Source organism: Bradyrhizobium arachidis (assembly GCF_024758505.1).
GTDB classification, from domain to species: domain Bacteria; phylum Pseudomonadota; class Alphaproteobacteria; order Rhizobiales; family Xanthobacteraceae; genus Bradyrhizobium; species Bradyrhizobium manausense_C.
This window is the reverse complement of record NZ_CP077970.1, coordinates 5,080,530-5,100,941: the sequence shown is the minus strand read 5'-3', so window position 1 is coordinate 5,100,941 and position 20,412 is coordinate 5,080,530. Positions and strand designations below refer to the sequence as shown.

The 20,412-nt window shown below is 63.8% G+C and carries 17 protein-coding genes; 12 read left to right on the top strand and 5 right to left on the bottom strand.

The window, feature by feature from the left end; translation table 11 throughout:
- Nucleotides 1–20 precede the first annotated feature (20 nt).
- Together KUF59_RS23615 and KUF59_RS23610 are read right to left on the bottom strand one after the other, a co-directional pair.
- Nucleotides 21–419 (bottom strand): MAPEG family protein, encoded by a 399-nt coding sequence (locus KUF59_RS23615; RefSeq protein ID WP_212459834.1) that lies wholly within the window; start codon nucleotides 417–419, stop codon nucleotides 21–23.
- 159 nt (nucleotides 420–578) lie between these two features.
- Complete coding sequence (locus KUF59_RS23610; protein WP_212459835.1) at nucleotides 579–2,384, bottom strand: PHA/PHB synthase family protein; 1,806 nt, start codon at nucleotides 2,382–2,384, stop codon at nucleotides 579–581.
- 242 nt (nucleotides 2,385–2,626) lie between these two features.
- On the opposite strand from KUF59_RS23610, the gene KUF59_RS23605 reads away from it, so the two are divergent.
- The 9 genes from KUF59_RS23605 (at nucleotide 2,627) to KUF59_RS23565 (ending at nucleotide 14,443) form a co-directional block, all read left to right on the top strand.
- Entirely contained in the window at nucleotides 2,627–2,905 is a 279-nt protein-coding gene (locus KUF59_RS23605) for a hypothetical protein (RefSeq protein ID WP_408918122.1), read from the top strand.
- Between the two features lie 257 nt (nucleotides 2,906–3,162).
- The gene (locus KUF59_RS23600) at nucleotides 3,163–4,383 is read left to right on the top strand and encodes an LL-diaminopimelate aminotransferase (RefSeq protein ID WP_212459836.1); all 1,221 of its coding nucleotides are present in this window, start codon (nucleotides 3,163–3,165) and stop codon (nucleotides 4,381–4,383) included.
- 26 nt (nucleotides 4,384–4,409) lie between these two features.
- Nucleotides 4,410–5,726 (top strand): homoserine dehydrogenase, encoded by a 1,317-nt coding sequence (locus tag KUF59_RS23595; RefSeq protein ID WP_212459837.1) that lies wholly within the window; start codon nucleotides 4,410–4,412, stop codon nucleotides 5,724–5,726.
- A 143-nt stretch (nucleotides 5,727–5,869) separates the two neighbouring features.
- Nucleotides 5,870–6,871: a class II fructose-bisphosphatase gene (gene glpX / locus KUF59_RS23590; RefSeq protein ID WP_212459838.1), complete on the top strand. Its 1,002-nt coding sequence runs from the start codon at nucleotides 5,870–5,872 to the stop codon at nucleotides 6,869–6,871.
- A gap of 184 nt (nucleotides 6,872–7,055) precedes the next feature.
- On the top strand, nucleotides 7,056–7,775 hold the full coding sequence (locus KUF59_RS23585; RefSeq protein ID WP_212459839.1) for a haloacid dehalogenase type II: 720 nt from the start codon (nucleotides 7,056–7,058) through the stop codon (nucleotides 7,773–7,775).
- Nucleotides 7,776–7,884: 109 nt separating this feature from the next.
- Nucleotides 7,885–9,462: a winged helix-turn-helix domain-containing tetratricopeptide repeat protein gene (locus tag KUF59_RS23580; RefSeq protein ID WP_212459840.1), complete on the top strand. Its 1,578-nt coding sequence runs from the start codon at nucleotides 7,885–7,887 to the stop codon at nucleotides 9,460–9,462.
- A 396-nt stretch (nucleotides 9,463–9,858) separates the two neighbouring features.
- On the top strand, nucleotides 9,859–13,635 hold the full coding sequence (locus KUF59_RS23575; protein ID WP_212459841.1) for an autotransporter outer membrane beta-barrel domain-containing protein: 3,777 nt from the start codon (nucleotides 9,859–9,861) through the stop codon (nucleotides 13,633–13,635).
- A 164-nt stretch (nucleotides 13,636–13,799) separates the two neighbouring features.
- The gene (locus tag KUF59_RS23570; protein WP_258767196.1) at nucleotides 13,800–13,931 is read left to right on the top strand and encodes a hypothetical protein; all 132 of its coding nucleotides are present in this window, start codon (nucleotides 13,800–13,802) and stop codon (nucleotides 13,929–13,931) included.
- A 68-nt stretch (nucleotides 13,932–13,999) separates the two neighbouring features.
- Complete coding sequence (locus KUF59_RS23565) at nucleotides 14,000–14,443, top strand: c-type cytochrome (protein WP_212459842.1); 444 nt, start codon at nucleotides 14,000–14,002, stop codon at nucleotides 14,441–14,443.
- A 33-nt stretch (nucleotides 14,444–14,476) separates the two neighbouring features.
- On the opposite strand, the gene KUF59_RS23560 is transcribed toward KUF59_RS23565, so the two are convergent.
- From KUF59_RS23560 to KUF59_RS23550, 3 genes are read right to left on the bottom strand one after another with little or no spacing between them, the layout of a single operon-like run.
- Nucleotides 14,477–15,376 (bottom strand): SMP-30/gluconolactonase/LRE family protein, encoded by a 900-nt coding sequence (locus KUF59_RS23560; RefSeq protein WP_258767195.1) that lies wholly within the window; start codon nucleotides 15,374–15,376, stop codon nucleotides 14,477–14,479.
- Nucleotides 15,373–16,545, bottom strand: a complete 1,173-nt coding sequence (locus KUF59_RS23555; protein ID WP_212459844.1) for a M24 family metallopeptidase — start codon at nucleotides 16,543–16,545, stop codon at nucleotides 15,373–15,375. The genes KUF59_RS23560 and KUF59_RS23555 overlap by 4 nt, the downstream gene beginning before the upstream one ends.
- 26 nt (nucleotides 16,546–16,571) lie before the next feature.
- The gene (locus tag KUF59_RS23550; RefSeq protein WP_212459845.1) at nucleotides 16,572–17,231 is read right to left on the bottom strand and encodes a GntR family transcriptional regulator; all 660 of its coding nucleotides are present in this window, start codon (nucleotides 17,229–17,231) and stop codon (nucleotides 16,572–16,574) included.
- Nucleotides 17,232–17,455: 224 nt separating this feature from the next.
- Between KUF59_RS23550 and KUF59_RS23545 the strand changes: the two genes are divergently transcribed.
- The 3 genes from KUF59_RS23545 to KUF59_RS23535 all read left to right on the top strand — a co-directional run bounded on the left by KUF59_RS23545 (nucleotide 17,456) and on the right by KUF59_RS23535 (nucleotide 20,399).
- Nucleotides 17,456–18,472, top strand: a complete 1,017-nt coding sequence (locus KUF59_RS23545; RefSeq protein ID WP_212459846.1) for a TRAP transporter substrate-binding protein — start codon at nucleotides 17,456–17,458, stop codon at nucleotides 18,470–18,472.
- 87 nt (nucleotides 18,473–18,559) lie between these two features.
- Nucleotides 18,560–19,069 carry a TRAP transporter small permease gene (locus KUF59_RS23540; RefSeq protein ID WP_212459847.1) on the top strand — a complete coding sequence of 170 codons (510 nt, stop codon included), beginning with the start codon at nucleotides 18,560–18,562 and terminating at the stop codon, nucleotides 19,067–19,069.
- A gap of 49 nt (nucleotides 19,070–19,118) precedes the next feature.
- Nucleotides 19,119–20,399: a TRAP transporter large permease gene (locus tag KUF59_RS23535; RefSeq protein WP_258767194.1), complete on the top strand. Its 1,281-nt coding sequence runs from the start codon at nucleotides 19,119–19,121 to the stop codon at nucleotides 20,397–20,399.
- Nucleotides 20,400–20,412: the final 13 nt, after the last annotated feature.

Here is a 20,412-nt window from a genome sequence, read left to right as displayed (position 1 = left end):
CGCGCCTCCGGGACGCGCGCTCAAACCACCTTGAAGATCGCCAGTGCCAGCACGGCCTGGGCGATGAAGCCGACGGTGAAGGCCAGCGTGCGGAACACCGGGATCCCGATTGCGTAGACGATCAGATGTGCGACCCGCGACCAGAAATACACGGCGCAGGCGAGCACGGTCCATTTGGTCGAATAGTCGATCGAATTGAGGATCAGCACCAGCGGCGCAAAGATCACGAGGTTCTCGACCGCGTTGTCATGCGCGAACATCAGGCGGTTGGCCCAGTCGGCATGCGGCTTGTCGTTGCGCGAGGGGTTCGCCATGGCGCCGGAGAGGCCGCGGACCTGAGCGCGGTTGATGATGTAGGGAATCCAGAGGATGCCGGTCAAAATCACCGTCAGCGTCAGCCAGAACAATTCGCGCGTCATACCGTTTCCCCTCGATTCATCTCGGTCGGCTAAAGCATGATCCGGAAAAGTGCATAGCGGTTTTCCGAAAAGATCATGCTCAGACAAAAAGCTAAGGCGCGATGACGATTCGTCCTGATCTCATCGCGCCTTAGTTATACAGAGACGCGCGTCCTCGCGCTATGCGCGAACGCGGACGTAGCTGCCGGGCGCGTCCTCGATCGGGGGCAGGGCCTCGCTGCCGACGGTGCGCGCGGGCACCTCCTCGGAATTGATGCTGCTGAGCCACTCGCGCCAGTCCGGCCACCACGAGCCTTTGTGCTCCTGCGCGCCTTTCATCCACTGGGCCACGGTCACATCCCTGATGTCGTCGTTGGTCCAGTACTGGTACTTGTTCGAGGCCGGCGGGTTGACGACGCCGGCGATGTGGCCTGAGCCCGACAGCACGTATTTCACGGGGCCGCCGAAGAACTGCGAGCCGTAGAGCACTGACTCCGCCGGCGCGATGTGGTCCTCGCGGGTCGCCAGGTTGTAGACGGGCACCTTGACCTTGGAGAGATCGAGCAGCGTGTTGTCGAGCACCATCGTGCCGGTGGAAAGGCGGTTCTCCAGATAGCAGTTGCGTAAGTAGTAGGAGTGGTTCGACGCGCTCATGCGCGTGGCGTCCGAATTCCAGTGCAACAGGTCGAATGCGCTGGGCTGCTGGCCCTTGAGGTAGTTGCTGATGACGTAGGACCAGATCAAATCGTTGGAGCGCAGCATGTTGAAGGCCATCGCCATCTTGGAGCCTTCCAGCACGCCGGCGGCCTTCATGTCGCGCTCGAGCGCCGAGATCTGGTTCTCGTCGACGAACACCAGCAAGTCGCCGGCATGGGTGAAGTCGACCTGGGCGGCAAAGAACGTCGCCGACATCACGCGCTGGCGGCGCTTCTCGGCAAGCCAGGCCAGCGTGGTCGCGAGCATGGTGCCGCCGACGCAATAGCCGGCGGTGTGCACCTTCAGCTCGCCGGTGGCCTTCTCGATCACGTCCATCGCCGTGAGCGGGCCTTCCTTCATGTAGTCTTCCCAGCTCTTGTTGCCGAGCTGCTTGTCGGGATTGACCCAGGAGATCACGAACACCGTGATGCCTTGGTCGACGCACCATTTGATGTAGGATTTTTCCGGCTTGAGATCGAGGATGTAGAACTTGTTGATCCAGGGCGGCACGATCAGGAGCGGGGTGCGCAGCACCTTCTCCGTGGTCGGCGAGTACTGGATGAGCTGCATCATCTCGTTCTGGAAGATCACCTTGCCCGGTGTCGTCGCCATGTTGACGCCGAGCTCGAGATTGTCCGGGTTGGACTGGCGGATCTTCAGCGTGCCCTTGCCGGCCGCGATGTCCTCGGCGAGCATCTTCAGGCCGCGCGCCAGATTGTCGCCCGATGTCGCGACCGTCTCGCGCAGCACTTCCGGATTGGTCAGCACGAAGTTCGACGGCGACAGCGCGTTGGTGACCTGCTGCATATAAAACTCCGCCTTGCGGCGGGTGTGCGGATCGAGGCCATCGGCGTCCTGCACCAGTTCATGGGCGCGCTTGGTCGTGATCAGATAGAGCTGCTTCATGAAGTCGAAGAACTGGTTCGACTTCCACTCCGGGTCGGCGAAGCGCTTGTCGCGCGGAGATGCATCGATCGCGGGTGCGACCTGCTCGCCGGCCATGCGCCGCGCGGCGGTGCCCCAGAGGTCGAGATAGTCCTTGGCGAGCCTCGTCTGCAGCTCGGAGCTGCGCGCGTTATCCGACAGCCAGTATTCGGCGACCGCGGTGAAGGTCTTGACCATCTCGGTCAGCTCGGGCGGCGGCCGGTCCTGCACGGTGGCGCCGTCGCGCGGCTGCAGCATGGCGGCGAGCGCCTTGCCCCCGTTCTCCATGGCCCGCGCGACATTCATCGCGAAGGCTTCGGCATCGAATTTGGTCTCGGTCGGCTTGTCGGTCGTGACGGTACTCATGGAGAAAACACTACAGATTCATTCCGCGTTCGTCACCGCGAAGCTCGCATGTTCGGGGTTAATTGCTCTCCAAGATGTGTTGCAGTGCGACAAAGTTTCTTGGTTCTGTCACATTGAAGCCGCAACGACGGGCTTCGTTGATCGGGCGCAGGTCATTGGGGGCGACAATGATCCGCGCGGCGAGTAAGCTCAGTCTGGCCTGGGGCTGGGAGTAGGGGATTTCCCAAGTGGTGGCGTTCCAAGTGTTGGCGCGGGTGGACCGGCGATGGAGGCGGCTTGCGCTCGGCGCGCTGCTAACGGCGTCGTTTGGGCTTGCGGGCTGTTCGAGCCAGATCGCCGATCTGACGCCGGCGGATGCCCAGCCGCGCCCGCGGGAAGTCGGCACCTACCTGCCGGTCCATGATCTCCCTCCGGCCCGCGACGAGGCCGCAGCGATCACACCCGAGCAGCGCGCCAAGATCGAGGCCGAACTGACGGCCGCGCGTGCCCGCCAGGCCACGGCCGGCAAGGACGCCAAATAATCTCAGGCCAAATGATCTCAGGCCAAATAATCTCAGGCAAGGTAACGGCTGGCGTGCCAGCCCGTCCGTGCTACAACACATCAATTCAGCCGAAAGTCAGGGCAGGGGAATTCATCGAGTCTCTCCCAATTCAACTCTAAGTATTTGATTTTGAGTTGATTTGTGGTGACGACGACAGCCCCTTGGAAGGCCGGTCATGCGGCCTCCGATTCTGCCCCAGCCGGTTGTTCGGAGCTCACGAACCGAAGTCTGGACCCATGGAAGAATTTTACCGCATCCGCCGTCTGCCGCCTTACGTGTTCGAACAGGTCAACCGGGCCAAGGCGGCCGCGCGGAACGCCGGCGCCGACATCATCGACCTCGGCATGGGCAATCCGGATCTGCCGGCTCCGCCGCACGTGCTGGAGAAGTTGAAGGAGACCCTGGGCAAGCCGCGCACCGACCGCTACTCGGCGTCCCGCGGCATCAACGGCCTGCGCAAGGCCCAGGCCGCCTACTACGCTCGCCGCTTCGGGGTGAAGCTCAATCCCGACACCCAGATCGTCGCGACGCTGGGCTCCAAGGAAGGCTTTGCCAACGTGGCGCAGGCAATCACCGCGCCGGGCGACGTGATCCTCTGTCCGAATCCGAGCTATCCGATTCACGCCTTCGGCTTTTTGATGGCGGGCGGGGTGATCCGCTCGGTGCCGTCGGAACCGACGCCGCAATTCTTCGAGGCGGTGGAGCGGGCGATCGTGCATTCGATCCCGAAGCCGCTGGCACTCGTGGTCTGCTATCCCTCGAACCCCACCGCCTATGTCGCGAGCCTGGATTTCTACAAGGACCTCGTGGCTTTCGCGAAGAAGCACGAGATCCTGATCCTGTCGGATCTTGCTTATGCCGAAGTCTATTTCGACGAGAACAACCCGCCGCCCTCCGTACTGCAGGTGCCCGGCGCGATCGACGTCACCGTCGAGTTCACCTCGATGTCGAAGACCTATTCGATGGCCGGCTGGCGCATGGGCTTTGCGGTCGGCAATGAGCGCGTGATCGCAGCCTTGGCGCGCGTCAAATCCTATCTCGACTACGGCGCGTTCACGCCGATCCAGGTCGCGGCAACCGCGGCGCTGAACGGCCCCGACGATTGCATCAAGGAGATGCGCGACACCTATCGCAAGCGGCGCGAGGCGCTGGTGGAATCGTTCGGCCGCGCCGGCTGGGAGATCCCGCCGCCGGAGGCCTCGATGTTCGCCTGGGCGCCGCTGCCGGAGGCGTTCCGCAGCGTCGGCAGCATGGAATTCGCCACCCTGATGGTGGAGAAATCAGGCGTGGTGGTGTCGCCCGGCGTCGGCTTCGGTGAGCATGGTGAAGGATATGTCCGCATCGCCATGGTAGAAAACGAGCAGCGTATCCGGCAGGCCGCGCGCGGCGTGCGTCGCTTCCTTGAAAGCGGCATCGAAACGTTGCACAACGTCGTTCCGCTCGCCAATCGGCGTTAATTCTTTCCGGCAGGTTTTCGTTAGTTATGGTCGCACCCCTGAAAGTGGGTATCGCGGGGCTCGGCACCGTTGGCGCCGAAGTTGTCCGTCTCATTGAATCCCAGGCCCGCGTGCTCTCGGGCCGCAGCGGCCGCGGCATCCGCGTCGTTGCCGTCACCGCGCGCTCCAAGGCCAAGAAGCGCAGCGTCGATCTGCGCGGAGTCGAATGGGTCAAGGATCCGCTCGCGCTGGCCACGCACGGCGGCATCGACTGCTTCGTCGAGCTGATGGGCGGCTCCGGCGATCCCGCGCTGTCCGCGGTCGAGGCGGCGCTCAAGTCGGGCAAGTCGGTCGTCACCGCCAACAAGGCGCTGCTCGCCAAGCACGGGCTGAAGCTCGCCAAGGCTGCCGAAAACCACGGCGGCGCGCTGAACTTCGAGGCAGCGGTCGGTGCCGCGATCCCCGTCATCAAGACGCTGCGCGAGGGCTTAGCTGCCACCGGCATCAACCGCGTCTACGGCATCCTCAACGGCACCTGTAACTACATCCTGACGCGGATGGAGCAGGAGGGCCTGTCGTTTGCCGAATGTCTGAAAGATGCGCAACGGCTCGGCTATGCCGAGGCCAATCCGTCCTTCGACGTCGACGGCCATGACACCGCACAGAAGCTCGCGATTCTGGCGAGCCTCGCCTTCGGCACGAAAGTTGCTCAAAGCGCCGTGTATGTCGAAGGTATCTCCTCCATCGCGCCGGAAGATTTGCGCGCCGCCGACGATCTCGGCTACCGCCTCAAGCTGCTCGGCGTTGCCGTGCGCACCGCCAAGGGCATCGAGCAGCGCGTGCATCCGACCATGGTTCCAAAATCCTCCTCGATCGCGCAGGTGATGGGCGTTACCAATGCGGTCACGATCGACGGCGAGGGCATCCCTCCGATCACGCTGGTCGGTCCCGGCGCCGGCGGTGCTGCGACCGCGTCAGCAGTGCTGGCCGACATCGCCGACGTCGCGCGCGGCATCCGCGCAAAGCCGTTCGGCCGGCCCGTGGCGCAGCTCCGCGACACCAAGAAGGCGCCGATGGAGCGGCATGAGGGCGGCTACTACATCCGCCTCTTGGCACGCGATTTCCCGGGCACCGCGGCTGCGATCGCGACCCGGCTCGCCGAGCAGAAGATTTCGATCGAATCCATCGTGCAGCGCCATCCCAATGGAGGCAGTGCGGCGGCCGATGGCAAAACTTCTCCCGTGCCCGTCATTCTGATTACCTATGCGACCCATGAGGACGCCGTCCGCCGTGCGCTTGCCGCCGTGCAGAAGGACAAGGTGATCAGCGGTCGGCCGCAGGTGATCAGGATCGAGAAAAACTAGAGCATGATCCGCACCCGGAGGGCCGCGCTAGCGCAAAGTGTGAAGCGGTTTTCCGATGAGATCATGCTCAAACTGAAGTGCCGTTCGAACGAACGCGCGTGACGCGAATTGAAGCGCTGAGCTGTTTTGAAGGAGTAAGCCAAATGTCGACCCATATTTCAGTCCCGCCGCACGCGTTGCTCGAGCGTATTCTCACGCTGGAGATCGTGCGCGTGACGGAGCGGGCGGCGGTGTCGTCGGCGCGATTGCGCGGGCACGGCAACGAGAAGGCGGCCGACCAGGCCGCGGTGGATGCGATGCGGCGCGAGCTCAACAAGCTGCCGATCGAGGGCACGATCGTGATCGGCGAGGGCGAGCGCGACGAGGCGCCGATGCTCTTCATCGGCGAAAAGGTCGGCATGAACGCCGGCCCGCAGGTCGATATCGCCGTCGATCCCCTGGAAGGCACCACGCTCTGCGCCAAGAACATGCCGGGCGCGATCGCCACCATGGCGATGGCCGACGGCGGCACGCTGCTGCACGCCCCCGACGTCTACATGCAGAAGCTCGCGATCGGTCCGGGCTACGCCAAGGGCGTGGTCGAGCTGGACGCCACACCCGCCGACAATGTGCACCGCCTTGCGAAAGCCAAGGGCGTCGCCCCCGAGGCGATCACGGTCCTCGTGCTCGACCGTCCGCGCCATGCCGACATCATCTCGAGCGTGCGCTCGACCGGCGCCGCGGTACGTCTCATCACCGACGGCGACGTCGCCGGCGTGATCCACTGCGCCGACCCCGACAACACCGGCGTCGACATGTATCTCGGCACCGGCGGTGCGCCCGAGGGCGTACTGGCTGCGGTCGCGCTGCGCTGCATCGGCGGCCAGATGCAGTGCCGCCTGATCCTGGATTCCGACGAGAAGCGCGAGCGCGCCGCCAAGATGGGCGTCAACGATCCCAAGATGATCTACGGCATCGAGGACATGGCCAAGGGCGACTGCCTGTTCGCTGCCACCGGCGTCACCACGGGCTCGCTGCTCTCGGGCGTCAAGTTCCGCAAGGATGGCGTGATCGAGACCGAGACGGTGGTGATGCGCTCCGTCACCGGCACGGTGCGCTACATCAAGGCCGAGCACCGGCAGCTCGAGAAGTTCTACCTGGGTTGACGCGAAGCGTCATTCCCCATTGCGCAAGTGCGCAATGGGGGCGACGGGACCGCGCAAAGCGCGGCCCGGAGAACCCGGAATCCAGAAGTTGTTGCGCGAGATTCTCTGGTGCGCAATTGCGCACCATAGTTCGCGACTTCGTCGCGCCCCGGAATGACAACGATAAAAATACGAGAATGCGCACATGTCCGACCTGTCCTCCGTGAAGGCGCTGGTGTTCGACGTGTTCGGCACCGTCGTGGACTGGCGCACCAGCCTGATCACCGACTTCATGTGGTGGGGGAAGGGCCGCGGCATCACTGCCGACTGGACCGCGCTGGTCGACGGCTGGCGCGGCATGTACGTCGCCTCGATGGACAACGTACGAAAGCATCCCGAGCGCGGCTACGTCATGCTCGACGTCCTGCACCGCCGCTCGCTGGACAAGCTTGTCGAAAAGTTTGCGATCAAGGGCCTCACCGAGGCCGACCTCGATCACCTCACAAAAGGCTGGCACCGCCTGCATCCCTGGCCCGACAGCGTCGCCGGCCTGACGCGGCTGAAGACCAAATTCGTGATCTCGCCGCTCTCGAACGGCAACGTCGCACTCCTCACCAACATGGCGAAGTTCGCGGGGCTGCCGTGGGATCTCGTGATGTCCGCGGAATTGTTCGAGCACTACAAGCCCGACGCCGAAACCTATCTCGGCGCCGCGCGCCTCCTGGGCTTGAAGCCCGAGGAGGTCATGATGGTCGCCGCCCACAACAACGATCTCGCCGCCGCACAGAAGAACGGTCTCAAGACCGCCTTCGTCGCGCGTCCGACCGAGTACGGTCCGCTGCAGAAGGTGGACTTCGAAGCCACCGGCAGCTGGGACATCGTCGCCAGGGATTTCGGCGGCATTGCCGACCGGATGGGGTGCTAGGCTGCGCTGCAGGAGACGTAGCCGGCTTACATTTCTCCAACCGGGGCCATATTTCTCACGGTAGCGTCGAGGCTTGAGACAGTCGGGGAGATAACCGGAGGAGTGGACCTTGCGCTATTTCTTCGAGGACTACTCATTCGACACTGATCAGCGCGAGCTGCGGCGCGGGCCCGAACTGATCCCGACGGCTCCCCAGGTGTTCGACCTGCTCGACTATCTGATCCGAAACCGGGACCGCGTCGTCAGCAAGGACAATCTGGTGGAGTCGGTCTGGAACGGACGCATCGTGTCCGATGCAGCGGTGACGACCCGCCTGAATGCGGCTCGGACCGTCATTGGCGATTGCGGCGAAGAGCAGCGCCTGATCAAGACGCTGCCGCGCAAGGGTTTTCGCTTCGTCGGTTCGGTGCGGGAAGCGCCGGGTCGGGCAGCTCCCGCCGGTGTCGGGAGCGCGGCTGGCCGCGACGCGCCCGCCTCGGCTTCACCGCCGCATCTGTCCATCGTTGTGCTGCCCTTCTCCAACCTCAGCGGCGATCCCGCGCAGGACTACTTCGCCGACGGCATAACCGAGAGCCTGACCACGGACCTGTCACGCATTCGGGGCTCGTTCGTGATCGGCCGGCACACCGCCTTCACCTACAAGGGAAAGCCGACGAAGCTCAAGCAGATCGGACAAGAGCTGGGTGTGCGATATGTGCTCGAAGGATCGGTTCAACGAAGCGGAAGCCGCCTTCGGGTGAACGTTCAGCTTGTGGATGCGGAAACCGGCGCGCACCTGTGGGCAGATCGTTTCGACAAGACGATCGCCGATCTCTTCGACATGCAGGACGAGATCGTATCGAGGCTCGCCAATGCCTTGCAGGCCGAGCTCACTGAGCAGGAGGCAAGGCGATCGGAACGATCTCCGCACCCCAGTTCGATGGACCTGTATTTCCAGGGCAAGACCACGTTGTACAAGGGTTGGACGCCTGAACATGCGGTAAAGGCTCGCGGGCTTTTCGAGCAGGCGCTTGCCCTCGATCCGGACAACCTCGAGGCGATGATCTGGACCGCCGTTGTGGATCTGCTGGTCGGCGTTGCGCACATGAGTGATGACAAGGCCGCGCTTGTTGCGACTGCCGAGGCGACGCTGATGAAGGTGCTGTCTGTCGCTCCGAACCATGCGATGGCCCATCTCTACATGGGCACTGTGCTGATGGCTTCGAATCGCGGCGCCCAAGGCATTGCCGAGTGCGAGAGGGCGCTGGAGCTGGATCGCAATCTGGCCGAGGCGCATGCGCAGATCGGGATGGGTAAGTTCTACATGGGGCGCGGGTCCGAGATCGACGCGCATATGGATGTGGCGTTTCGCCTTTCGCCGCGCGATATGTTCGCCTTCGATTGGCTCATGATGGTTGGCTTCGCAAGACTACAGGTCATGGCAGATGCTGCAGCCGTCGTCTGGTTCCGGCGCAGCGTCGAGGCCAACCGGAACTATCCCCTCGCGCATTTCGCGCTCGGCGCGGCACTCGCGCGGCTCGGTTCGCTTGACGAGGCGAGGGCCGCCACCAAGGCCGGACTTGTGCTCGATCCGACCTTCACCGTTCGGCGTTACCGTCTCAATCCACAAAGCGATGACCCAATCTACCTCGCCAGGCGAGAGCGCGTCGCCGAAGGCTTGCGCCTTGCTGGTGTGCCGGAGGGGTGATGTCCGCGACCGGGCGTGTCGGTGCGCGCCGTCGGCGCGGCCGAAGAACGGGCTGAGGACCGCCTTCGTCGCGCGCCCGACAGAGTACGCAACGCGGCCACGTGAATGGCGAGTGCGGTAAAGGTCAAATCGGGTCGCGCCCTGTCCAAGAAGATGCCGCGACGCGCGCATCCGCGCTGTTGCAGCAAAGCCTCGTCGGCACGGAAGTTATTGGCATTCCGTCAGAATTCAAAAGCAGTGCTGTCCAGACCAAGACGATCGGACCGCCGCGCGCTAGCTGATCGCAACTCGGCAACAGCCAGCACCGGGCACCAGTAGGAGCCGCGATGCAGTTCCTCGCTCGCGAGGCGCGGACTGTCGCACGAGGAGAATGCCGTCCTCTGCTTAGGAATTTTCATGCTCGAGTCCCGTTCGTCTCGCCGTCTGGCCGCGCTCCTCGGCTCCACCGCGCTGGTTGCAGTTGCGAGCGCCTCATCTTCGTTTGCCGGCAATGTGAGCTGGATCGGTAGCACGACGGATTGGCAGTCACCCGTCAACTGGACCGGCATCGCAGTGCCAGGCATGGCCGACACGGTGACCATCAACACGACGAACGCCCCCGCGATGCTTGTGACCGGCATGGCGGGGACCACTGGATCCCTGTTCGTCGGCACCGCCGGCAGCGGCTCGCTCTATATTGGCAACGGCCTGCAGTTGACCAGCTGGGGCAGCAGCAGCATCGGCGACGCGGCGGGCAGCACCGGCGTGGTCACAATGCGAAGTACGGCCAGTTGGGTGTTGCAGGGCGCGTCCCTGCTGGAGGTCGGCAAGTCCGGCAACGGAACGCTCGATCTCTCGAACGGTTCCTGGGTGAGCGGCACGAACGTTGTCATCGGCACCCAGGGTGGATCCACCGGTCTTGCGACCATCGACGGGACGAATTCCAAGCTCCAGGTCAACGGCACCCTGACCGTTGGCAATAGCGGCACGGGCACGATCAACATCACCAACGGCGGCAAGGCGCTCGGCGGCAATGCCGCGGTGGTCGGCGCTGCGAGCGGCGGCACCGGCATCGTCACGGTCGATGGTGCCAACTCGTGGTTTTCCGCAAACGCCGTCACCGTCGGCTCGTCCGGGAAAGGCACGGTCACGGTCACCAATGGGGGAACGCTCGGCGCAGGCCTTTACCTCGGCCTCGGTTACGCGAGCGGCGCAAGCGGCACTGTCACCATCACCGGAGCCGGCTCAAAGGTCCAGGTCGGCTCGGGAGGCACCGGCAACGTCTTCATTGGCGATCAGGGGGGCACCGGCACCTTGAATCTCCAGTCCGGCGCGAGCGGCGTGGTCAGCGGCAACGTGACACTGGGCAACACCGTTAACGCAAGCGGTACGCTGGACCTGTCGGGCAGCGGCACAACGCTTGCGATCAATTCGGTCGCCGGCAGTGGCGGCGGCCTTCATGTCGGCTACGCCGGAAAGGGTTTTGCCACCCTCAGCAATTCTGCGTCCCTGACTGCCGACAATATCTACGTGGGCTCCCAGGCCAACAGCCAGGGCACGCTCACCGTCCAGTCCGGGGCAACGATCACCGGGAGCCTGACAATGGGCGTCGGGGCCGACAGTTCGGGGACGTTCACAGTCACCGGGGCAGGCACGAACACAACGGTCGGTGCCGTTACGGTCGGAAAGGCGGGCACCGGTTTCCTGAACGTCCTTGCCGGCGGGAAGGTCACAGGTGGATTCGCCGCCGTCGGCTCGGCCGCCGGCAGCAGCGGCACGGTCACGGTCGATGGAAGCGGCTCGCGCCTCGATCTGAGCGGCAATCTCTATGACGGCAGCTTTGGAGCCGGCGCCATTACGGTCTCGAACGGTGGTGTCGTGACCGAGGCAGGCAATACCAATATCGGCTTCAAGGCGGGCGGCAGCGGCAGTCTCTCAATCAAGGGCGCGGGGTCGCAATACGTCAGCATCGGCAACTCCGTCGACTTCAACATCGGCATCGGCGGGGACGCGACGGTCGACGTCAGCGCCGGCGGCAAGCTGGTCGCCGGCCACAGCCTTGGCGTCGGTATGAATACCGGGACCGCCACGCTGACCGTCGACGGCGCCGGCTCGGTTGTAGAAGCCGATCAAATCTACGTCGGGTCCAACAAACCCGCCGGCGCGAAGGCCGTTCTCAACGTCGTCAATGGCGGCGCGGTCAACGTCCAATATGGCGAACTGGGCTCCGCGGCGGTGAGCGGGGCCGGGTCGGCGCTGAATGTCTCTTCGACCATCGGCGGCACTTCGCTGATCATCGGGAAAAACAACGACAGCGTCCTCACCATCAACAACGGCGGCGCCGTGAATGCGGCAGGCAAGGTAGTTATCGCGGAGCAATCGGGTTCGAACGGCCACCTCTACATTGGTTCGCTGACCGGCGGCACGCCGGCGACGGCGCCCGGTACGTTGACGGCCAGCGGCGTCCAGTTCGGCGACGGCACCGGCGGTCTCATCTTCAACCACACCAGCACCGCCTATACGTTCTCCGTGCCGATCTCCGGCAACGGCAACGTCGACAATTTTGCCGGCCACACCATCCTGACCGGGAACTCCGGCGGCTTCACGGGCTTCGTGGGCGTTGCGGGTGGCATTCTCTCGATCAACGGTTGGCTGGCGAACGGCAATGTTGGCGTTCATAATGGCGGAACGCTCGGCGGCACTGGCACGATCGGCACGCTCGACGTGACGAAGGGCGGTATCGTCGCCCCCGGCAATTCGATCGGCACGCTCACCGTTGCCAATGATGCCAGCTTCGCAAGCGGCTCGTTCTACCAGGTGCAGCTCGATGCCAAGGGCAATTCCGACAGGCTGGTCGTCGGCACCACGACCACGATCAACGGCGGCACGGTGCAGGCCCAGGTGCAGGCCGGCAGCTATGCGCCCAGCACCAAATATACGATCCTCACCTCGGCCAGCGGCGTCACCGGCACCTTTGCCGGCGTGACGTCGGATGCGGCGTTCCTGACGCCGTCGCTGAGTTACGACGCCAATGACGTCTACCTGACCATGACACGCAATGTGGCGAGCTTTGCCAGCGTCGGTGGGACGCGCAACCAGGCTGCAACCGGCGGAGCGGTCGATCCGTTCGGCTACGGCAACACGCTCTGGAATGCGGTGGTCACGCTCAATGCCGCGCAGGCGCGCACGGCCTTCGATCAGCTCTCCGGCGAGATTCATCCTTCGACGCTGGGCGTTCTCGTCGAGGACAGCCGCTTCGTGCGCGCTGCCGCGATCGATCGGCTGCGCGAGGCCTTCAGCGCGGTTGGGGCCGGCGGCCGGTCGGCGATGGCCTATGCGGCTGATCCGGCGACGGTGAAGCCCGATGCCGCGTTTGCGGTGTGGGGCCGCGTGATCGGCTCTTGGGGGCAGGCCGGCAGCGACGGCAATGCGGCGGCGCTGTCGCACAACACCGGCGGCTTCTTCTCCGGCATCGATTCCCGCATCGGTGACGATTGGCGCGTCGGCGCCTTGAGCGGCTACACGCATGCGAACCTGAGCAGCGCGAGCGACGCATCGCGCGCGTCGGTCGACAGCTATCATGTCGGCGGCTTTGCCGGCGCGCAGTGGGGAGCGATCGGTTTCCGCAGCGGCGCGGCCTATAGCTGGCACCACATCGGCGCCAGCCGGTCGGTCGCGATCCCCGGCTTCACCGACCATCTCTCCGCGGGCTACGGGGCGGCCACGGCGCAGGCGTTCGGCGAACTCGGCTACCGGATCGATCTGTCGAGGAGGGCGGCGCTGGAGCCGTTCGCGGCGCTCGCCTATGTCGATACGCGCAGCAAGGCCTTCACCGAGGCCGGCGGCATCGCCGCGCTGACGGGAGCCGCAGCGAGCAGCAGCGTCGGCTTCTCCACGCTCGGCTTGCGCGGCGCGGTCGGCTTCGAGCTCGGCGGCCTGGATGCGCGCTGGACAGGGATGCTCGGCTGGCGCCACGCCTATGGCGATGTGACGCCGGCGACCGCCATGAGTTTCGCCGGGAGCAACGTCTTCACCGTGGCCGGCCTGACGATCGCGCGCGACGCCGCCGCCGTCGAAGCCGGCTTCGACCTTGCGCTGACCCGCAACGCCACCTTCGGCGTCAGCTACTCGGGGCAGTTTGCCAAGCGCGTGAACGACAATGGCGTGAAGGCGGAGTTCAACTGGAAGTTTTGAAATGTGACACGCCTCCTACCTTGGTCCCATTTACCCGGCCGCGCTTCCTGGCCTGAATATGATCCCGTCGCCTCCGCGTTCGCAAAAATGCCGGAGGCGGCGTTGCGTGTTGTCGGACGTGACGTGATCGGCGGGGGCGTCATAATGAAAGTCTGAGGTGCAAAATGGCCATGTTCTATTTGCCCGCACTGATCCTCGATACGTTTCTGAGTGTGTTGGAACTGATCATGAACTCGCCCGAGCCGCATTTGCCGAGGCGCAAGTCCGGCGAGCCAACCGTGATCATTCTGGAGTAACACCCCTTCAGCCAGTGCGTTGCCGTCGGCGCTTCGCGGCGGGGCGCGACCAAGATCGGGAGGCAATCATGGCAACGCGATCCACGGTGCCTATGGCGGCGTGCGCGATGTTTCTCGCCGTGCTCAGCGCGCCAAGAGCGCAGGCGGACGAGTTGAGGCTCGTTACGCCGCCGCTCAGCATCTACAGAGAGCAGATACGACCTCCAGCGACCACGCTTCCAGTGCCATCGGGCTATACCAGGGACCACGTCGTGCATGGCGATCGTGTGTTTCACGGCGAGGCCGCCAACGGGCAGTGCAGTGTCTGTCACGGCATCGATGGAAAGGGCACGCCAAACGGCAACGACCTGACGGCCGGCATGTTCGTCTGGAGCGACGGCAGCGTCAGAGAGCTGAAGCGCACGATCCTGCACAACATGGCGGTGGCCCCCGGAATGGATGGCGACCTGAAGCCGGAGGATGTCGATGCCGTCGCGGCCTACGTCTGGGCCATCAGCCATCAGGACCCGTGATACTTCGATACGGAGCTGGCGATTGGCGGATTCTCAGCCCGGATTGGCGAAGCGGTGTTCGGGAAGACCCTGCGCGATCCCGTGAACGGCGAGCACATGGCCTGCCTGAGGTTCGATGCTGAGCTGCTCGGGAGTTAGAAACTTTCTGGCCGTGGTCACGAACAGCGTCTTCAGGTCGTCGCCTCCGAAGCATGCGCAGGTCGGATTGGTCACGGGCAACGGAATGACCGTGTCAATCCGGCCGTCGGGCCGATAGCGCACCACGCGACCGTGAGAGAAGAACGCCGTCCATAGTCCGCCTATGTTGTCGACGCAGGCGCCGTCCGGTCGCTCCTGCGTGGACCGATAGTCCGCAAACAGCCGTCTGTTGCGGATCGCGCCGTCATCGAGATCGAAATCGAACTGCCAGGTGCAGTATCGCCGCGTGTCGGTGAAATAGAGCGTGCGGTTGTCGGGCGAGAACGCAATTCCGTTGGTCACGATGACGTCGCTGAACACGGGCGTCACCTCACCATCGCCAGTCACGCGATAGAGCGACCCGTTCGGTCGATGGAGCTGGTTGTCCATGGTGCCGATCCACAGGCGGCCGCGCGCGTCCACGCGTCCGTCATTGAGGTGGTTGTCCAGGCCGCTTTCGACTTCACAAACTTGACGTGAGAGATAGCCGTCGGCTGAGCGATGGTGGAGAGATAAATCCCGCGCGAGGAGATGGGCGCCATCCGCCGTCAGAGCCTGGCTGCCGAGGAATTGGCAATCGTAAGGCCGGACTTGATGCTCACCCGTCGCCGGATCGAAGGACTGATGAAGGCGCCCGTCGATATCGACCCACCACAGTTTTCGGGATCGGTCGCACCACAACGGCGTCTCGCCGAGGATGTCGGACGCGGCGACCGCGGTTTCGACCTTGTGCGCGGGGATCGAATTTAGAGTCATCCCGGAATCCGGTTCCAGCCGCGCGCGCCGTCGCCGAATGCCTCGTAGCCATTCGAGGTGACGGCAATGGTATCCTCGAGCTTGATGAAACCGCGCCGCCCGTGGGCCAGTGTGGTTTCGATCGAGATGACCGTGCCGGCCTCCAGCGGCGCGTTGGCGTCGTCGGCGGGGTAGGGAACGGGGCCGGTCGCTGTCAGGCGCGGCGCTTCATGGCTGACGATGCCCATGCCATGGGCGACGAAGTGCATCTGCTTGCCGTTCGGGGTTCGCGCGAGGGCGTCGCTGGCGGCGGCGTAGATATCGCTGCCAATGAGCCCGGCCCGGATCGGCATTCGGGCTGCCTGCTGGACCACGTCGATCTCGGCGAGCAGATCGACGAGTTCGCCGTCCGGCGCCCCGTGCACGGCCATCCGGCAGAGATCGCCGATATAGCCCCGGTAATTGCCGCCCGAATCCAGCGAGATAATGTCGCCGGGTTGAAGACGTTGTTCGGAGGGCGCGCGATTGAGGCTCGTCCCCAATGTCACCAGCGCGTATTCGAAGACCATGTCGCGGGACAATTCTGCCCGCCGCAGATGATCGATGATCTCGCGCTTGCTCTGTCCGGGACGGGTGCGCTTGACCGTATCCATCATGGAGGCGACGACGCGCTCGGACGCCTCGCGGAGAATGTCGAGCTCAGCCGCAGTCTTGACTGCACGCAACTTTTCAAGGGGACGCATCGCCTCGACGAGCCGGCAGTGGCCGAGCTCCCTCCGCAGCACCTCGGCCGCATCCGCCGGCAGGAACGACATCTCCACCCCGACACGAAGCGCAGATATCGCAACACCCTTCACGTGCTTCACTGCAAGCGTCATCGCCTCGACGGTGGTTGACGATCCGAACACGACCGGCGGCATCCAATGGCCTGCGTCGATCCTGTTCTGGACGCTGTCGCGCTCGTTGCGGTTGGCGATATAGGTGGATTTATCCAGCGCGCCCTTCACATAGACGAAGACGGGCAGGTACCGGCTGATGCCGATCGCCTCCATGTAATCGAACTGGAAGTGATAGTAGCCGCCGAGCAGGTACTGGATGTTGTGTTTTGAGGTGACGAGGAGGACGTCGATGCCTGACGCATCGAGCAGGGCGTCAAGCCTCGCGGCGGAGAAGGGAGTCTCGGGCTGCATCTGTAGTTCCGGGCGATCGCAAGCGATCAGCCTTCGTTCCAGGAGGAGAGGGCGTAGGCGACGCAGCCATTAATGTGCTCGGTGAGCACGGCTTTGGCGCGCGTGATGTCCCGCGTCAGCGCGCAGTCCAGGAGCGCCTTGTGCTGGTTCACCGTCTCCGTGCCCCGATAGCGCAGCGCATAGCGAAAATATTTGTCGAACACGACCGCATGGGCGTGCATCAGCTCGCGCGAGCCGCAGCTCGAGATCAGCGCCTGGTGGAATTCGCCGTCATAGCGCTTGCGCAGCTCGGGGTCGTCGCCGTCGGTGCGGATGGTGCGCTCGGTCGCCGCCAGCTTGTGATGCGCCGACACCACGCGGCCTTCCCATTCCACGTCGCCGGCGCGGAACGACTCGGTCATCGCATGATGCTCGAGCAGGATGCGCAAGTCCGCGAGCTCGCGCAGGTTCTGGATCGAGACCGGCGCCACCTCAAAACCGCGCTGGCCTTCCGCGACCACAAAACCTTCCGACGCCAGCCGGTTGAGGATCTCGCGCAGCGTCGAGATGCTGACGCCGTAGTCCTCCTTCATCGCATCGAGCTTGAGCCGCACCGACGGCGTGAGCACGCCAAAAATGATGTCGGACCTGATGCGCTGATAGCCGCTGTCGCCCGCCGACAGGGGCCGTCCCTCCAGTGACGTCATGCTTTTCCGATCCCGCCTTCTTGGTCGGCCCGGCGCCCCCGGCCGAACCATCAATGTTGCCAGCATATAGCAGATACACTCGTCCTATGTATTGAAAAACATCAGATGAAAAAGATATCATCATTTGACTCTGAAATATATGTATGATTTTTGGTTAAGCTGAGGGTGCAGAAAATAATGGCTTAAGCCGCCGTTCGTGCCCGATCGAACAGGGAGGTAAAACGATGAGCTTGTTGGTACGGGCGCTGTCTGCGACGGCGGTCTGTGTGGCGCTGACGGTCGGCGCATCCGCTCAGGAGGTTCAGGAGCGGACGATCAGGTGGGGCCACCTGAACAACACCGATCACCCCGTGAGCATGGGCGTGAAGAAATTCGCCGAGATCCTGCTGGCCAAGAGCGATGGCAAGATGAAGGTCCGCGAGTTCGCGGCCTCGCAACTCGGCAACGAGCTGCAGCAGCAATCGGCGCTGCGCGGCGGCACCCAGGAAATGCTGTCGGCCTCGACCACGTCGCTCGCGACCGTCGTGCCCGAATTCGGGCTGATCGACTTTCCGTTCCTCTTCAACACCGTCGAGCAGGCCGACGCGCTGGGCACGGGCGCCTATGGCAAGGCGATGATCGATACCCTGCCCTCGAAGGGGCTGGTCGCGCTCGGCTATTGGGGCCTGGGCTTCCGCAACGTCACCAACAGCACCCGTCCCATCACAAAACTCGAGGATTTCAGCGGCCTCAAGCTGCGCGTGATCCCGAACCCGGTCTATTTAGAAACTTTTGGTGCCTTTAAGGCCAATCCGGTCCCGATGGCGTTCGGCGAGCTCTATTCGGCGCTGGAGACGCGCACCGTCGATGGGCAGGAAAATCCCTACACGGTCATTCTCTCCAACAAGTTTTACGAGGTGCAGAAATACGTCTCTGCCACCAACCACACCTTCACGCTCAACATCATCCTGGTGAGCAAGGCGTTCTGGGACAAGCTGTCGCCGACCGAGCAGCGGCTGATGCGCGAGGCCTATGAGGAAAGCCGTGGCTACCAGAAGGACCAGACGCGCATCCAGACCGAAAAGGCGCTCGCGGAATTGCAGGCCAAGGGCATGCAGTTCAACACGATCGCCCCTGAGGAGACCGACCGCATGCGCAAGACGGCGCAGCCGGTCGTCGACAAGATCTCGGCCAATCTTCGGCCGGAGACAGTGAAGATCTTCAACGACGAGATCGAGCGCATCCGCAAGGACGTGAAGTAGTCGACTTCTTCGTTACGCAGACGGCGGAGCCGGCCCATCGCGGGTCCTTGGGCCGGCTCTCGCCCCTCATTTGCCTGGACGGCTCACATGGCGCGATTTCTCGATCTCTATTGCACGCTCCTCAAGGGCGTCATTGCCGCCTGTCTCGTGGTCATGGTGGTGCTGGTCTTCGGCAACGTGGTCCTGCGTTACGGCTTCAACTCGGGCATCGCGATCTCCGAGGAGCTGTCGCGCTGGCTGCTGGTCTGGCTGACGTTTCTCGGCGCGATCGTCGCGCTGCGCGAGCACGCCCATCTCGGCGTCGACACCCTGATCCGAAAACTGTCGGCCACCGGCAAGCGCGTCTGCTTTGTCCTCAATTACTGCCTGATGCTGTTTGCCGACTGGCTGCTGCTGTCAGGGAGCTGGCGCCAGACCATCATCAACCTCGATGATCGCGCGCCGGCCACCGGTCTTTCGATGGCCATCTTCTACGCGGTCGGCGTGATTTTTGGCGTGTCTGCCGCGGTCATCCTGGCCTACGACTTGTACCGCGTGGTCAGCGGGCGGGCGAGCGAGGAGGACATGGTCGCCGTCCGGGAATCGGAGGAGCAGTGATGTCTTCCGTCGTGCCCCTTCATTCCCTTCGCGTCAGCCGGATCAAGCCATGACGATCGCCGTCTTCACCGTCTCGTTGCTCGGCGCCATGGCCTTGGGCATGCCGATTGCGTTTGCGCTCCTCATCTGCGGCGTGGCCCTGATGAGCACGATCGACATGTTCGATTCCCAGATCGTGGCACAGAACGTCATCAACGGCGCCGACAGCTTTCCGCTGATGGCCATTCCCTTCTTCATGCTCGCCGGCGAGATCATGAACAAGGGCGGGCTCGCCAAGCGCATCGTCAATGTCGCCCTGGTTGCGGTCGGCCATTTCCGCGGCGGCCTCGGCTACGTGACCATTCTTGCGGCCTGCATCCTCTCGTCGCTCTCGGGATCGGCCGCGGCCGATGCGGCTGCGCTCGCGGCGCTGCTGGTGCCGATGATGGTGGCGGCGGGACACAAGAAGACCTACGCGGCCGGCCTCGTCGCCGCCGGCGGCGTCATCGGTCCCGTCATCCCGCCCAGCATCGGATTCGTGATCTTTGGCGTCGCCGCCAACGTGTCGATCTCAAAACTGTTTCTCGCCGGCATCGTGCCCGGCCTGCTGCTCGGATTGGGCCTCTGCGCGGCCTGGTACTGGGTCGTGCGCAAGGAAAACCTGTCGCCGCCGCCGAGGGCCTCGCTGCGTGAAGTCGTGCACGCCATCATCGACGGTTTCTGGGCGCTGATGCTGCCCGGGATCATCATCGTGGGTCTGCGCTTTGGCATCTTCACGCCGACCGAGGCTGGCGTGGTTGTCGCCGTCTACTCGCTGTTCGTCGCGACCTGTATCTATCGCGAGCTGAAATGGTCGGAGCTCTACGCGGTCCTGGTGTCCTCGGCCGTGACGACGAGTGTGGTGATGTTCCTGGTCGCCGCGGCGCTGGTGTCGTCCTGGCTCATCACGGTGTCCGAAATCTCCGCCCAGGTCGTCGATCTCCTGAAACCCTTCATGGGCAACAACACCATGCTGATGCTGGCGATCATGGTCGTGGTGGTGATCGTGGGAACGGCACTCGACATGACGCCGACGATCCTGATCCTGACGCCGATCCTGATGCCGATCATCAAGGCGGCGCACATCGACCCCGTCTATTTCGGCGTCCTCTTCATCATCAACAATTCCATCGGCCTGATCACGCCACCGGTCGGCATCGTGCTCAACGTCGTGTGCGGCGTGTCCAGGATCAGCATGGAGGACATCATCAAGGGCGTCTGGCCCTTCATGATCGCGCAGCTTATCGTGCTGTTCGCGATGGTGCTGTTCTCGGGGCTGGTGACGATTCCGGCAAAGTGGTTCGGCGGTTAATCCTCTCGCCTGG

Excerpts from the sequence above, each read along its gene's own strand:
- KUF59_RS23595 (WP_212459837.1), top strand. The coding sequence starts at position 4,410 with ATGGTCGCACCCCTGAAAGTGGGTATCGCGGGGCTCGGCACCGTTGGC.
- KUF59_RS23545 (WP_212459846.1), top strand. The coding sequence starts at position 17,456 with ATGAGCTTGTTGGTACGGGCGCTGTCTGCGACGGCGGTCTGTGTGGCG.
- KUF59_RS23570 (WP_258767196.1), top strand. The coding sequence starts at position 13,800 with ATGGCCATGTTCTATTTGCCCGCACTGATCCTCGATACGTTTCTGAGT.
- KUF59_RS23615 (WP_212459834.1), bottom strand. The coding sequence starts at position 419 with ATGACGCGCGAATTGTTCTGGCTGACGCTGACGGTGATTTTGACCGGC.
- glpX (WP_212459838.1), top strand. The coding sequence starts at position 5,870 with ATGTCGACCCATATTTCAGTCCCGCCGCACGCGTTGCTCGAGCGTATT.
- KUF59_RS23535 (WP_258767194.1), top strand. The coding sequence starts at position 19,119 with ATGACGATCGCCGTCTTCACCGTCTCGTTGCTCGGCGCCATGGCCTTG.
- KUF59_RS23555 (WP_212459844.1), bottom strand. The coding sequence starts at position 16,545 with ATGCAGCCCGAGACTCCCTTCTCCGCCGCGAGGCTTGACGCCCTGCTC.
- KUF59_RS23610 (WP_212459835.1), bottom strand. The coding sequence starts at position 2,384 with ATGAGTACCGTCACGACCGACAAGCCGACCGAGACCAAATTCGATGCC.
- KUF59_RS23540 (WP_212459847.1), top strand. The coding sequence starts at position 18,560 with ATGGCGCGATTTCTCGATCTCTATTGCACGCTCCTCAAGGGCGTCATT.
- KUF59_RS23575 (WP_212459841.1), top strand. The coding sequence starts at position 9,859 with ATGCTCGAGTCCCGTTCGTCTCGCCGTCTGGCCGCGCTCCTCGGCTCC.
- KUF59_RS23560 (WP_258767195.1), bottom strand. The coding sequence starts at position 15,376 with ATGACTCTAAATTCGATCCCCGCGCACAAGGTCGAAACCGCGGTCGCC.
- KUF59_RS23550 (WP_212459845.1), bottom strand. The coding sequence starts at position 17,231 with ATGACGTCACTGGAGGGACGGCCCCTGTCGGCGGGCGACAGCGGCTAT.
- KUF59_RS23565 (WP_212459842.1), top strand. The coding sequence starts at position 14,000 with ATGGCAACGCGATCCACGGTGCCTATGGCGGCGTGCGCGATGTTTCTC.
- KUF59_RS23585 (WP_212459839.1), top strand. The coding sequence starts at position 7,056 with ATGTCCGACCTGTCCTCCGTGAAGGCGCTGGTGTTCGACGTGTTCGGC.
- KUF59_RS23600 (WP_212459836.1), top strand. The coding sequence starts at position 3,163 with ATGGAAGAATTTTACCGCATCCGCCGTCTGCCGCCTTACGTGTTCGAA.